The sequence below is a fragment of the Pseudooceanicola antarcticus genome (assembly GCF_900215355.1).
In the GTDB taxonomy this organism is placed as follows: Bacteria; Pseudomonadota; Alphaproteobacteria; order Rhodobacterales; family Rhodobacteraceae; genus Pseudooceanicola; species Pseudooceanicola antarcticus.
Window position 1 is genome coordinate 1 of sequence record NZ_OBEA01000008.1, and the last position, 12,526, is coordinate 12,526.

12 protein-coding genes are annotated in these 12,526 nt (G+C 66.5%); 4 read left to right on the top strand and 8 right to left on the bottom strand.

Features of this window, described 5'->3' with window-relative positions:
* Positions 1 to 393: 393 nt before the first annotated feature.
* From CRO50_RS17520 to CRO50_RS17535, 4 genes are all read right to left on the bottom strand, one after another.
* Positions 394 to 1,284 (bottom strand): ABC transporter permease, encoded by an 891-nt coding sequence (locus CRO50_RS17520; protein ID WP_097147240.1) that lies wholly within the window; start codon positions 1,282 to 1,284, stop codon positions 394 to 396.
* The gene (locus CRO50_RS17525; protein WP_097147241.1) at positions 1,281 to 2,318 is read right to left on the bottom strand and encodes an ABC transporter permease; all 1,038 of its coding nucleotides are present in this window, start codon (positions 2,316 to 2,318) and stop codon (positions 1,281 to 1,283) included. The genes CRO50_RS17520 and CRO50_RS17525 overlap by 4 nt, the downstream gene beginning before the upstream one ends.
* The gene (locus tag CRO50_RS17530) at positions 2,315 to 3,871 is read right to left on the bottom strand and encodes an ABC transporter ATP-binding protein (RefSeq protein WP_097147242.1); all 1,557 of its coding nucleotides are present in this window, start codon (positions 3,869 to 3,871) and stop codon (positions 2,315 to 2,317) included. The genes CRO50_RS17525 and CRO50_RS17530 overlap by 4 nt, the downstream gene beginning before the upstream one ends.
* Before the next feature lie 70 nt (positions 3,872 to 3,941).
* On the bottom strand, positions 3,942 to 4,907 hold the full coding sequence (locus CRO50_RS17535; protein WP_097147243.1) for a BMP family ABC transporter substrate-binding protein: 966 nt from the start codon (positions 4,905 to 4,907) through the stop codon (positions 3,942 to 3,944).
* A gap of 293 nt (positions 4,908 to 5,200) precedes the next feature.
* Between CRO50_RS17535 and CRO50_RS17540 the strand changes: the two genes are divergently transcribed.
* From CRO50_RS17540 to CRO50_RS17550, 3 genes are all read left to right on the top strand, one after another.
* The gene (locus CRO50_RS17540; protein WP_198431768.1) at positions 5,201 to 5,875 is read left to right on the top strand and encodes a TetR/AcrR family transcriptional regulator; all 675 of its coding nucleotides are present in this window, start codon (positions 5,201 to 5,203) and stop codon (positions 5,873 to 5,875) included.
* A 119-nt stretch (positions 5,876 to 5,994) separates the two neighbouring features.
* Positions 5,995 to 6,825, top strand: a complete 831-nt coding sequence (locus CRO50_RS17545; RefSeq protein WP_157791698.1) for an SDR family NAD(P)-dependent oxidoreductase — start codon at positions 5,995 to 5,997, stop codon at positions 6,823 to 6,825.
* A gap of 10 nt (positions 6,826 to 6,835) precedes the next feature.
* Positions 6,836 to 7,261 (top strand): cupin domain-containing protein, encoded by a 426-nt coding sequence (locus CRO50_RS17550; RefSeq protein WP_097147246.1) that lies wholly within the window; start codon positions 6,836 to 6,838, stop codon positions 7,259 to 7,261.
* Between the two features lie 91 nt (positions 7,262 to 7,352).
* Here CRO50_RS17550 and CRO50_RS17555 read toward each other — a convergent pair whose 3' ends face one another.
* Positions 7,353 to 8,486 carry a helix-turn-helix domain-containing protein gene (locus CRO50_RS17555; RefSeq protein ID WP_097147247.1) on the bottom strand — a complete coding sequence of 378 codons (1,134 nt, stop codon included), beginning with the start codon at positions 8,484 to 8,486 and terminating at the stop codon, positions 7,353 to 7,355.
* A gap of 99 nt (positions 8,487 to 8,585) precedes the next feature.
* Between CRO50_RS17555 and CRO50_RS17560 the strand changes: the two genes are divergently transcribed.
* A complete protein-coding gene (locus CRO50_RS17560) occupies positions 8,586 to 9,353 on the top strand; it encodes a DUF2306 domain-containing protein (protein WP_143516956.1) in 768 nt (255 codons plus the stop codon).
* Between the two features lie 86 nt (positions 9,354 to 9,439).
* On the opposite strand, the gene CRO50_RS17565 is transcribed toward CRO50_RS17560, so the two are convergent.
* The 3 genes from CRO50_RS17565 to CRO50_RS17575 all read right to left on the bottom strand — a co-directional run bounded on the left by CRO50_RS17565 (position 9,440) and on the right by CRO50_RS17575 (position 12,516).
* Complete coding sequence (locus tag CRO50_RS17565) at positions 9,440 to 9,985, bottom strand: YaeQ family protein (RefSeq protein WP_097147249.1); 546 nt, start codon at positions 9,983 to 9,985, stop codon at positions 9,440 to 9,442.
* A 209-nt stretch (positions 9,986 to 10,194) separates the two neighbouring features.
* Complete coding sequence (locus tag CRO50_RS17570) at positions 10,195 to 11,034, bottom strand: alpha/beta hydrolase (protein WP_097147250.1); 840 nt, start codon at positions 11,032 to 11,034, stop codon at positions 10,195 to 10,197.
* Between the two features lie 18 nt (positions 11,035 to 11,052).
* Positions 11,053 to 12,516 carry an NAD-dependent succinate-semialdehyde dehydrogenase gene (locus CRO50_RS17575; RefSeq protein WP_097147251.1) on the bottom strand — a complete coding sequence of 488 codons (1,464 nt, stop codon included), beginning with the start codon at positions 12,514 to 12,516 and terminating at the stop codon, positions 11,053 to 11,055.
* Between the last annotated feature and the right edge of the window lie 10 nt (positions 12,517 to 12,526).

A 12,526-nucleotide genomic window follows, 5' to 3' on the forward strand; every position in this document is an offset into this window, starting at 1 on the left:
CTTGCTGCGCCTCAGCCCCGGACTGCGCCGCGCGCTCTCCTGAGACGGCGGTGGCGGCCCACCTCGGGCCGCCACCCACTTCGGCGCAGGTTCCTTAGTGGCCCCATCGCTTACAGATCATTCCAACCGAAGTGGGCTTTTCCTCCAATTGGCCGAACACGAATACGTCGGTCCGCTAAAAGGTCAGGAGAATTTTGCCCTGATTTCCAGACGCCCCGTCGGCGTGGGCCTTGCACCGGCCAAAGCCCATCGTTGCCCTTCGTACCAGGTGAAGCGGAGGACCGGGCCCTAGCGCCCTCCATCCTGCCACCGCGCTCATGCTGGTTTGCCCTGTCGGACATGAGGCCCGAACCGGGAGGTCCGGTTCGGGGTTCGGTCAATTGTCGGGAGCCCTCAGCGATCCCTGAGTTCTGAGTTTCCTCCGGACAGCTGAGGCCCGCGCAGGCGGCTTGAAACCCATATCGCCATCACGGTTGCAAGGTACGGCACCATCTGAAGCAGGTCGTGCGGCACCCGGTCTCCGAGGACCAGCTGGGCACGGATCCCGAGGGTGCCCAGGACCGCGAAGAGGAATGCCGCCGCCGGAGCGGCCAGCGGGTGGGAGGCGCCGAAAACGACCGCCGCAAAGGCCATGAAGCCGCGACCCGCCGTCATGCCCTGCGCAAAGAACTGCAGCGTCCCACCGGCAAGCTCGGCCCCGCCGATGGCGCAGAGGATGCCACTGATCATCAGCGCGACCAGGCGTATCGCGGAGGGATTGCCGCCGACGCTGCGCAAGGCAAAGGGATGCTCGCCGCTGGCCGACAGGCGCAGGCCGAAGCGTGTCCGCCGCAGCAGCAGCCACATGGCGGCGATCACCAGAGGCAGGGCCGCGACAAAGATCGACAGGACGCCAAACCGGCCGAAGGCCTCGCCCAGGCGCGGCACGCCGAAGGGGGCGCTGACCGTGGCCTGGCTGCCGAAGATCGCTTCCACCGCCAGGGCCGTGCCGCCCAGCCCCAGCCCCGTCATGCCCAGGCCGGCGATGATCGGATTGGCGCGCAGCTTCTCGATGATGACCCACAGCAGAACCGAGGCCGCCACGCAGAGCAGGATGGCGATCAGCATCGCCAGCGCGAAGGACCCGGTGGAGACGATGCCCAGGATCGTCGCGCAGGCGCCGATGATCATGATCCCCTCCAGCCCGAGGTGCCAGATGCCGGACCTTTGCGCGATGACGCCGGCGAGGGTGACATAGACCAGCGGTGTGCCCGACCGCAGGATGGCGATGAACAGGTCGATCATGAGGAGGTCTCCTTGCGGCCGGTCAGCCGATCCAGGACGCGTGCGCGCGCCGTGATGACAAGTGCGATGGATGCGTTGATGACCTCGATCGCGGCGGCTGGCAGCCCGGCCATGATCGGCAGGTAGAGCGCCGCCGCGGCAAGTCCGCCGAAGAACAGCGCCGCCGCCGCCATCCCGAGGATCGAGAAGTTGGCAACCAGCGCGACCAGCGTCGCGGTAAAGCCGTGCCCCGGCAGGAAGCCCGAGGCAATGCGCCCGGTGGGCCCGGCGAACTCGACGGCCCCCGCCAGACCGGCCAGCGCGCCGGACAGCAGGAAGCTGGACAGCCCGATGCGCCAGGACGATGCGCCCTGCCAGCGCACCATGGTGCCGTTGCGCCCGGCCAGCCCCGAGAGCACGCCGAAGGCGGTCCGGTTGACAAGCAGCCAGATCGCCACGCCCACCACCAGGGCCAGCCCCAGTGTCATCGGCGACACGCCGCTGCTGTCCGAGATGCGATAGGCCGGAGGCAGCACCGGGCTCGAGGCCTGCTGACCCGATCCCGCCGGATCCTTCAGGGGCCCCGAGGTGACCCATACCAGCAGGAGCCCGGCGATGAAGTTGCCCATCAGCGTGGTGATGACTTCATCGGTGCCCGAGCCCAGCTTCATCAGCGCCGGCCAGAGCGCCCAGAGCGCCCCGCCCATCATGCCCGCGCAGAGGATCGCCGGGATCACCAAGAAGGCGGGACCGCCGTTCAACCCCTGCGCCGCCGTGGCCGCGAAGATGGCCCCCAGGTAGAACTGCCCCTGCGCGCCGATATTGAAGAACCCGGCGCGAAAGGCGATGCTGACGCCGGTGGCCGTCAGGAACAGCGGCACGCCCCACCTCAGGCTGTTTTCGAAAGCGCCCGAGCGCAGGAAGGCGCCTTCGGCAACCGAGGTGAGCACCAGCAACGCGTTGTAGCCAAGCCCCTGCATCAGGGCGGCGCAAAGCGCCAGTGCAAGGCAGACAAAGACCAGGCTGCGCGCAACGGTGGCAAGGGGAGTGATCACAGGGCTTCTCCTTGAGTTGCCGCGCCTGTCATCGCGGCGCCAACGGCGTTCAGGCTGTAGGGGGGCGAGAACCTGCCGGAAATTCGGCCCGACAGCATGACCGCGACCCGGTCCGAAATATCGAACAGCTCGTCCAGGTCGGACGAGATCACCAGCACCGCAGCGCCGCGATCGCGGGCGGCGCGCAGCGCCTGCCAGACAAAGGACGTGGCCCCGATATCCAGGCCGCGGGTCGGCTGGGCCGCAATGATCAGCCGGGCGCCAGGATCGATTTCGCGCGCCAGGATCACCTTTTGCGCATTGCCCCCGGAGAGCGATCCAGCCGGCTGCGCCGGGCTGTGATAGCGCACGTTCCACTCATCCAGGGCGGACTTGCAATCGCGGCGCAGGCGATCTGGGCGCACCGGGGAAAGCAGGCTGCGTTGCAGCAGGCCGCCTGCGCTCCAGTTCTCCCAAAGGCTGCTGCTGAGGCTGAGACCCTCGGTGTTGCGTTCAAAGGGAATGATGCGTAGCCCCGCCGCGCGGCGGGCGCCCAGGGGCCTGCGGCCCACATCCTGCCCCCCCAGCAGGATACGCCCGCCCTGCACGGTGGCCAGCCCGGCGATGGCGCGCACCAGGGCCTTCTGGCCGTTGCCTTCGACACCTGCGATGCCGAGGATCTCGCCAGGCGCGATCCGGAGGTCGACGCCTTCAAGCCCCGGCCCCTCGCTGTCGGCGCCGGTGTGCAGGGCGTGGAGTTCAAGCGCGGGCGTCTGAGTGGAAAAGCTTGCCGCAGAGGCCGGCCCGGCCTCGGGCCGCGCAGCCTGGATACCCGGTGCGGGGCCTGCCGCGCCAACGATCAGCCGGGTCAGCTCCGCTTCGTCGATGGCCGCAGCCGGGCGCGGGCCGTCGACCAGACACCCCGCGCGCAGCACGCTGAGGGTATCCGCGATCGCCAGCACTTCACGGATCTTGTGCAGGATCAGGATCACGGTGACTCCGCTGGCCTTGAGACGCCGCACACGTGCGAAGAGGGTCTCGATGCCAAGCGGTGTCAGTACGGCGGTCGGTTCGTCCAGGATCAGCACGCGGGCCTGGGTGATCAGGGCGCGGGCGATCTCCACACCCTGCTGGCTTTCGACCGGCAGGTCGCGAATACGCTGCGCCGGATCGGCGATCACCTGGAGGTCACTCAGGTGCTGCCGCCAACGCCGCCGGAGGCCGCGCCGTGAAAAAAGGGATCCCTTGCCACTGGCCCCGAACTCCATCGCCTCGGAGACGGTGAAGGAGGGCGGCAGGGCAAAGCTCTGATGCACCAGCTCGACCCCGGCGGCCCGCGCCGCAGCCACCTGGCCCGTGCGGATCGGCTGCCCGTGGATCGCAACCTCGCCCTCGGCGGGCTGAACGAGGCCCGCCGCGACACGGGCGAAGGTGGTCTTGCCTGCGCCGTTCTGGCCGACCACCGCGTGGATCAACCCCTGGGCGAAAGCCGCCGTGACGCCGGACAGCGCGGTGACATCGCCGTAGCGGACAGTCACGTCTCGGCACTCAAGGGCGGGAGCGTTGGAGGTCATGCGGGCTTCCTGGGGTCAGTTGATCGGAAGGGCGCCGGGGCCAGGATGGCGGCCCCGGAGGAGAGGCAGGTCAGAGCGTGGTGTCGAAGGGCACTTCGACGGTGCCTTCCATGATCTGCTGCTTGATCGCCTCGACCTCGGGCCAGATCTCTTCGATCCTGCTGACCTGAGCCTCGGGGCCTTCCTCGGCGAAGACGGGCGAGGCGATGAAATCGATCACCCCCGTGCCCAGGCCGGTACTGACATGACCGCCGGTCCAGCCGTCGGCCATGGCACGGCTGACTTCGTTGTAGAGCGACTGCCCAAAGTCGAGCGAGACCAGCGTGGCCACGGTTGCCGGGCCCAGCCTGTACTGCGCAGGAGAGATCGCGCTGACCATGCGGCCGTCGGCCTCGTTCGCGGCGGCGATGATGCCGCCATCGGTGGCCGCGGCGTCGGTCTGGATGAAATCCGCGCCCTCGGTGTACATCTGCGTCGCGATCTCCTGGCCCTTGGCGGGATCCTGGAAGGAGCCGGCGAAGGCGGACAGCACCTTGATGTCCGGGTTCACCGACAACGCGCCGGCCTTCATCGCGTTCAGGTCAGCATTCAGCGTCGGCAGCGAGGCACCGCCCACGTAGCCGATCTTGCCCGTTTCGCTCATCAGTGCGCCGAAAACCCCCGAGAGGTAGCAGCCCAGGTGATAGTCATAGGAGATCGTCGCCACGTTGGGCAGCGCCGGTTCGATCGGGTCGGCGTAAAGCTGGATCCACTTGGTGCCGGGATATTGAGGCGCCAGAGCCTTCACCGGCGCGCCGACCTCGGCGAAGGTGGTGACGATGACGCTGGCCCCGGCATCGCCCAGGGTGCGGAAGATCGTCTCGTAGGTGGCGGGATCCTGGGCATAGATGGCGCGGGCCGTCATGCCGGTTTCCTCCGCCAGGTCCTGCAGACGGGCGATCATGGAATCGACCGGGCCGTTGTCGCCCGCAGCCTGGGTATGCACAAGCGCAAGCATGCCCCCGTCGGCCCGTGCCACGCCGCTGCCCGCAGTCATGGACAGGCACAGGACCAGCCCAGCGGTAGCGCCCCGCAGAAACGCCCGACGGCGGAGGCGGGCCGAATTTCGGCGATTTGTCTTGTCTTTGTTCATGTGACGTCCCTTCCCTATTCCCGTTAACCTGTTCTCATCCCGCCACCATGCCGGGGCGATAGGGGAAAACTGGTTTTAAGCTGACACCTGTGTCAACTTAATTTCAGATGACGCCTTGCAGATGGGATGATAGCCCTGACCTTGCGCGGCTTTTTTGCGCATTTCGGAGGCACCGGGTCACGAAAGGGGATCGGATAGTGGACGACAGCTCGAGGAAGACATCCAGCAAGGCGCGTCGCGGTCGCGCGACAGAGGCAAGCGACGAGCGCATCCGGGAACGCGCCACCCGCACCATCCTGCGCGCCGCGGCAGAGCTTTTCGCCGAAAAGGGCTACGACGGGGTCAGCATGCTGCAGATCGCCAAGGCCTCGGGCCTGCCGCGCGCGAACGTCTACTACTACTTCGACGCGAAAGAGGACATCTATCGCGCCCTGATCAGCGAGCTGATCCACGGGTGGGAGCTGGCCCTGCGCCACTTTTCACCCGAATCCGACCCGAAAGAAGCGTTTTCCGCGTATATTCGCGCCAAGCTCGACTATGGCCGCCACCACCCGATCCAGTCGCGTCTCTTCGCCACCGAAATCATGGGCGGGGCCAAGTTCCTGACCCGACGCGATCGCGACTACATGCATGCGCTGACCAAGGAACGGATCCTGGTGCTCGAGCAATGGATGGACGAGGGGCGCATCCGCAGGGTCGATGCGCGCCATCTGCTGATGCTGCTGTGGGGGGCGACCCAGTTCCTGACGCTGTCCGAACCGGTGGCCTGCGACACCCTCGAGACCGGCACGCTCAAGCCGGCCGACTTCGATGCCGCAGCCGAAGCGATTTCAGCGATCGTACTGGGAGGAGTGCTGCCCAACTCGAACTGAGCTGACACTTCTGTCATTTTTTCCATCTGCGAAAGTTGACATTAATGTCAGCTTTATGCCTTGCTGAGACCGTGGCCTGCCGTCGGCGGCCTGATCCAACATTCTCACAGCAGGGCCCCATGGCAGCATTCACCTTTTCCTCGCAGCATCGCAGACCCCTGCCGGTCCGCGATGCCGACCCGCATCCGATCCACGCCGGCAAGCGCTTCCTGGTCCTCGGGGCCACGGGCGGCGTCGGCTCTGAAACCTGCGCCCTTCTGCAGGCCCAGGGCGCCGCGGTCTTTGCCGCCGATCTCTCGGCCGAGAAGATCGCGCAACTGTCCGACACGCTGAACATCCCCGGCGCGACCGTCGACATCGGCTCGGAGACCGAAACCGCCGCCTGTGTCGAGGCCGCGATCACCGCCCTTGGCGGGCTGGATGGCCTGGTCAACTGCATCGGCATCGCAGAGCATTTCGCGCCGCTCGACACCAAGCGGTCCCAATGGCAGCGCACGATGGAGATCAACGTGATCGGCGGCTACGAAGCCGCTGCCCTGGTTGCCAAGCACCTGATCGCCGCAGGCCGCCCCGGCGCCATGGTCAACATTGCCTCAGAAGCGGGAAAGAAGGGCCATTCGGAAACCATGCTGGCCTACAGCGTCAGCAAGGCGGCCGTCATCAGCCTGACCCGGATGCTGTCCGAGGCCCTGGCCACCCACGACATCAACGTGAACTGCCTCTGCCCCGGCAGCATCGCCACGCCCATGCTACAGGATGTCGCCGAGCAGTTCGCCGACATGACGGGTGGCGCGCAGACGGACATCTTCGACAGCATGATCAGCACCCAGATGCACTGCCACGTTCAGCCATCCGAAGTGGCCGGAGCGATTTCCTTCCTGTTGAGCGACGCGGCCCTGCCGATCCGGGGCCAGGCCATCAACGTGGATGGCGGCGATACCCCCTATTGAGGAGAAACCAATGACCCCGACACCTGAACACTACATCAAGGCCCTGAACCTGGAACCTCACGCCGAGGGCGGCTGGTACAATCGCAAATGGCGCGAGGACGACGGGACGGAGCGCGGCTCGGCCTCGGCGATCTACTATCTCCTGGAGGAAGGTCAGAAAAGCGCCTGGCACCGCAACACCTTCGCGGAAATGTGGCTTTGGCATGCCGGCCACCCGCTGATCATTGAAACCTGTTCCGACCAGGACGGGCCGGTCAGCCGGCAGACCGTGGATCAGTTGCACCCGCAAGGTTTCGTGGCCAAGGACCTGTGGCAGACGGCCCGCCCCGTGTCGGGCTGGACGCTGGTCACCTGCGTCGTCTCGCCGGGCTTCGACGTGTCCGGTTGGGAACTGGCGCCGGAAGGGTGGGCGCCCTCCGCTGGGCTCAAGGCCTGAACGCTCGCCGCACAAAACGTCACGGTGGGGGCGCCCTGTCAGCGCCCCCACGCTCGCGTTCCGCTCGCCTCCCACGAAAGGCCCGCAGGCCCTAGGCGGCCTTCCGGTGCTTCAGGCGATAGTCCTTCGGCGTCATGCCCGTTTCCCGCTTGAACGCCTTGTAGAATGTCGAGCGTGAGTTGAAGCCGACCTCCAGCGCCACGGAAAGAACCGATGCCTCGCCCGCCAGGATCATGGGTTTGGACGCCTCGATCCGCCACTTCGCCACGAAGTCGAAAAAGCTCTCTCCGATTTCCTGGTTCAGCGTCTGGGAGACTTGATTGGGCAACGCCCCGACATGCCGGGACAACTTCTGCAACGACAGGCTCGGATCGAGGTAGAGCGCATCGTTCCGCATCGCCGCCTCGATCCGGGCCGCCAGTTTGGCGGCGTGATCGCCGGTCAGTGCCGAGCGGGCATATTTGAGCTCCGGCTCTTCCTCATGAACGGTGACGTTCATGTCCAGGACAGTGACGGGGGCAAAGACGTTGAGAACCAGCAACCCGGCTGCGACCAACACCAGGAAGAGCTCTGCGACAAACAGGCTTCCATCCGCGAGGTTCTCATCGGCAAGAAAGCCTGCCCCAGCGGCCCAGATCAGCAGGATCAGGACGATCATCACGTCGACCCAGCGCAGATCCCGCGCGTCGGCGTCCGAGTAGAGTTGCCGTATCTCGCGGCGGTAGATCGCCAGGCGGCGAAGGCTTGCCACAACATAGGCAAGGGACACGACCAGCCAGAGCAGGATCAGCACGAAGGTCGCAAGCGCGAGCGCCGCCGGCAGGACGCCCGGAGGCAGCTCGCCTGACAGAAACATGGTTTCCCTGGCTTGGGCGGGCAACAGCCAATAGCCGATGCAGACCACGCCCCCCGCCACTGGCAAGGCCAGGTCGCGCCAGGGGACGGGCGATGCCGGGCCCGTTGATGTCCTGGCAAGGATGTAGTGATGGAACGCAGGCGGCATCGCCAGCAACAGCACCAGCAGCAGCGGCATGTAGCTGAGCAGCGCGCCGCCGGCAAAGGTCCGGACCAGCGGCAGCGCGACCAGGCCCATGAAGGCAAGGTAGACCAACCCGAGGCTCTGCGAGGCGCGCCACGGCTCTTGACGCGGCACGACCGTCAGCAGGCCGGACAGGGCCACGCCAAGGCAAAGCCCGGCGAGGGTCAGAAGTGCTGCGTTTTCCATAGGCCTTGATAGGCCGGTTTGCCGGGCCTCATCAACGCAACCGCCACGCCAGACCGGCAAAATAAGATGTCCTCGCCGTCACACGCGGACGACAGGACCATGGTTCATGCGGATAACCGGGCAAAACCAACCCTCCAGACAGGATGTCTCATGCCCACCCCGGATCTGTTCATACTTGTTGCACATGTAGCGCTCGGCACCCTGGCCGTCGCTGTCGGCGCCATCGCCCTTGGTTCACGCAAGGGGCGCAGGGTTCATGTAAGGGCGGGCCGGGTGTTCGCCCTCGGCATGGGGGTGTCGTCCCTGTTGGGCGCCCTTCTGGGCGCACTGAATCACCAGACGCTCTGGATCACCTTCCACGCAGGTATTCTGGGCGCCACGCTGGTCACGAGCGGTGTGCTGGCGGTTCGCATCCGCGCCCCTGGGGTGAAGAGAGTGTTTGCCGCGATTGCCGGGCTGAATGCCCTCAATGCGGCGGGTCTTTTCTTGGCAGGCTGGCACGCCTCGACCCTGCCGGAGGCGCATCTTTTCGGCTTTGCGGCAGAGGATTACTTCTTCCTCTTCGGCATGGCCGCCATCGCCGGTCTCGGCGATCTGCGCATGACGCTCGGGACGCAGGTTTCAGAGAGGCTGCGCATCGCCCAGCATCTGCTGCGCATGTGCATCGGCTTCTTCATCGCGGCCGGATCGGCCTTCACGGGACCGGGGGCCACGGTCTTTCCAGAGGCCTTGCGAAACTCGGGCCTCTTGTCGCTGCCGGAGCTGACGATCGTGCTGCTCATGCTGTTCTGGCTCTGGAAGACACTGCGCCGCCCCCGTCCGGTGGCCGCCACTCCCCAGGCAGGGCCTTGGGCGGAGGGGCACTGAAGGACGCGGCGCGAACCGGGTCCGCAGGCGTGCGGCCCTGGGATAGGCCCTGCCCTCCCCCCTGGCTGCCAGCCTGAGAGCTGACGTCAGGCCGCGCCCTTCCAGGCAATCGGCGTGAGATAGATCGCGCTGTCCTCGGCGCTGACCATCACTTCGCCGTCCTGGATATTGACCTGAAGCTTCATGGCGCGGCTTGCGAGCTTGGCAAGTGCCGCCGTATCCGGCTCGGGGAAGCGGAAGACCTGCAGGTTGTCGAAACGGGTCAAGCCGTTGCCGACCTTGTCCCACCAGGCTTCGGCCGTCCGGCCCCCGTAGGCGTAGACGATGACCTGCTTGGCCTTGCTGCAGGACTGCCGCATGATCTTCTCGCTGGGAAGTCCCAGCGAGACCCAGACATCAATCTCGCCGCTGAGGCTCTTCTGCCAGATGTCGGGCTCATCATCCGTCGAAAGCCCCTTTGCCAACTCGAGATGCTCATGGGCATTCAGCGCGTAGGCAAGGAGGCGAACCATCAGCCGCTCATCTGTCTCGGAGGGATGCTTGGCGACGGTCAGCTTGTGCGTCTCGTAGTAATGGCGATCCATGTCCGAGACCGACAGCTCGACTTTGTAGATAGTGGCGTTCTGCGCCATGATTTTCCCAACCCTTCCAAGGACCGGGCTGCTTACCCCGTCCTGCCCTGCTTGGAAAGCAGGTAAGCGATCCCGGAGGCGAACGACACGGCGCAGCGCGTTCCCCAAGAGCGGCCATTGCCCAATGTCGAGCCGGGGTTTCCGGCCAGCCCGCGGGAGGTCCCGAGGCCGCAGCGTGATGATGCCAGGGCCAGCTCAGGGCTGGGGCCTCAGGACGTCCGCACCAGGTCCGAAAGCCTCTGGCCGAGAGCGGCCTGCGGATCGGCGAGATCAAGGACGATCGTCAGGTGATTGGTCGCCGCCTCGGTTCTCAGCTCCACCTGCTGCCCCCCGCCTTCCAGCAATGCGCCGAGGGCCACGGCCTGATCTTGGAAGGGTTCGGTCTCGTGTTGGCCGCGGGTGATGATGCGCCGCGGGACGGGCTCCTGCCGGGCCGAAAGCGGTGACCAGGCACTTGCCTCGTCATCACGCATCTTCGCCTCGTCCCTGAGGAACGAGCCGGGAATGCCCGAGAGATCGTAGATCCCGCTGACCATCAGCAAGCCGCGCAGCGCGGGCACGTCCGGAGGGCCGGAGTCTCCCGGTGCCTCGGCGGCAAGCAGAGAGGTCAGATGCGCGCCCGCAGAATGGCCACTCACGGTGAAGCGGGCGGGATCGGCGCCGATCTCGGGGGCCAGGTGGGCCAGATGCCGCGCGGCGGCGCGGACCTGGGCGACGATCTCGGCCAGCCGGGTGTCCGGCATCAGGTCATAGCCGATGAGCGCCGTGATGCCGCCCGCCGCGACCACGGGGGCCGCAACGAGCGTATGGACGTCCTTGCTGCCGCCGCGCCAGTAGCCGCCATGGATGAACATGTGCAGCGGCGCGCCGGGAGCCGGGTCGGGCGGAAAGACGAGGTCGAAGCTCTGCCGGGGCGTCTCGCCATAGCTGAGGTTGCGCTCGATACGGACGGTCTCGGCGAAGGCGCGGCTGCGCGCCTCCGTCTCTGCCATGATCGCATCGAAATCGGGGATGAAGTCCCGGTTGCGGTAGGGATCGCGTGCGGACATCGTCTTCCTTTCCCGCCGTCAGAATTCGACGGCGAAGTACTTGGGCTCCATGAACTCGAGGATGCCGGTGACACCGCCCTCGCGCCCCTGCCCGCTTTGCTTGGCACCGCCGAAGGGGGCCGCCGGGTCCGACATCAGCCCGCGGTTGATGCCGACCATCCCGGTCTCGATCCCGCGCCCGACGCGCATCGCCTGCATGATGTCCCGCGAATAGACATAGGCCGCAAGCCCGTACTCGGTGTCATTGGCCAGCCTGATCGCCTCTTCCTCGGTGTCGAAACGGTAGATCGCGGCGACGGGGCCGAAGATTTCCTCGTGAGCGAGGGCGGCATCCGTGGGCACGTTCTCAAGCACGGTGGGCGGGTAGTAATAGCCGCTGCCGTCCAGAGGTGCGCCGCCGGTGGTGGCCCGCGCCCCGCGCGAGGTCGCCTCGGAGACCAGCCGGTCGATCTTGTCGACGGCCTTGGTGGTGATCATCGGGCCGCATTGGGTGTCGGGGTCGTAGCCCGCCCCCAGCTTCAGCCCGGACATGCGCTCGGTCAGCCCTTTGACGAAGGCATCATGGATGCCCGATTGCACGTAGAAGCGGTTCGCCGCCGTGCAGGCCTCGCCGCCGTTGCGCATCTTTGCAACCATGGCGCCGTCGAGCGCCGCAGAGAGGTCGGCATCGTCGAAGACCACGAAGGGCGCATTGCCGCCAAGCTCCATCGAGCAGTAGACCACCGTCTTCGCAGCCTCAGCCAACAGGGTGCGGCCAACGCCGGTAGAGCCGGTGAACGACAGCTTGCGCACCCGCGGATCGGCCAGCATGGCAGAGGTCACGGGGCCGGGGTTCGTGGTGGTCAGCACGTTGACCACGCCCGGCGGCACCCCCGCCTCTTCCCCGAGACGCGCCATGGCATAGGCGGTCAGCGGAGTTTCCGAGGCGGGCTTGAGGATGACGGTGCAGCCTGCCGCCAGCGCCGGGCCGATCTTGCGGGTGGCCATGGCGGCGGGGAAGTTCCAGGGCGTGATCAGCACCGCGATCCCGATGGGTTCGTGATCCACCAGGATGTTGTGCGCGCCCGAGGGCGTATGGCGGAACTCGCCGCCGATGCGGGTGGCCTCTTCGGCGTACCAGCGGAAGAACTCGGCCGCATAGGTCACCTCGCCGCGCGCATCGGCCAGGGCCTTGCCGTTCTCGAGGCTGATCAGCAGGGCCAGCTCTTCGGCGTGCTCGCTCATCAGGGTGAACCAGCGGCGCAGGATCTCCGAGCGCTCGCGGGGCGAGGTTTCGCGCCAGTCCGCAGCGGCGGCCTCGGCGGCATCCACGGCACGCATGGCGTCCTCGATGGAGGCATCGGGCACCTCGACCAGCGTCTTCCCACTGGAGGGGTCGGTCACGGGGATACCCGTCCCGGCCTCCCACTTGCCGGCGATATAGAGACCCTTGGCGTGCAGCGAGGGGTCGGCATATCCGGTGAAGGCGGTGTCATTTGTCATTCGGGGTCTC

What these genes read in the sequence shown, in the direction of transcription:
- CRO50_RS17520 (WP_097147240.1), bottom strand. Translation starts at nt 1,284, where the DNA reads ATGATCGACCTGTTCATCGCCATCCTGCGGTCGGGCACACCGCTGGTC.
- CRO50_RS17530 (WP_097147242.1), bottom strand. Translation starts at nt 3,871, where the DNA reads ATGACCTCCAACGCTCCCGCCCTTGAGTGCCGAGACGTGACTGTCCGC.
- CRO50_RS17535 (WP_097147243.1), bottom strand. Translation starts at nt 4,907, where the DNA reads ATGACTGCGGGCAGCGGCGTGGCACGGGCCGACGGGGGCATGCTTGCG.
- CRO50_RS17545 (WP_157791698.1), top strand. Translation starts at nt 5,995, where the DNA reads ATGGCAGCATTCACCTTTTCCTCGCAGCATCGCAGACCCCTGCCGGTC.
- CRO50_RS17550 (WP_097147246.1), top strand. Translation starts at nt 6,836, where the DNA reads ATGACCCCGACACCTGAACACTACATCAAGGCCCTGAACCTGGAACCT.
- CRO50_RS17555 (WP_097147247.1), bottom strand. Translation starts at nt 8,486, where the DNA reads ATGGAAAACGCAGCACTTCTGACCCTCGCCGGGCTTTGCCTTGGCGTG.
- CRO50_RS17560 (WP_143516956.1), top strand. Translation starts at nt 8,586, where the DNA reads ATGGTTCATGCGGATAACCGGGCAAAACCAACCCTCCAGACAGGATGT.
- CRO50_RS17565 (WP_097147249.1), bottom strand. Translation starts at nt 9,985, where the DNA reads ATGGCGCAGAACGCCACTATCTACAAAGTCGAGCTGTCGGTCTCGGAC.
- CRO50_RS17570 (WP_097147250.1), bottom strand. Translation starts at nt 11,034, where the DNA reads ATGTCCGCACGCGATCCCTACCGCAACCGGGACTTCATCCCCGATTTC.
- CRO50_RS17575 (WP_097147251.1), bottom strand. Translation starts at nt 12,516, where the DNA reads ATGACAAATGACACCGCCTTCACCGGATATGCCGACCCCTCGCTGCAC.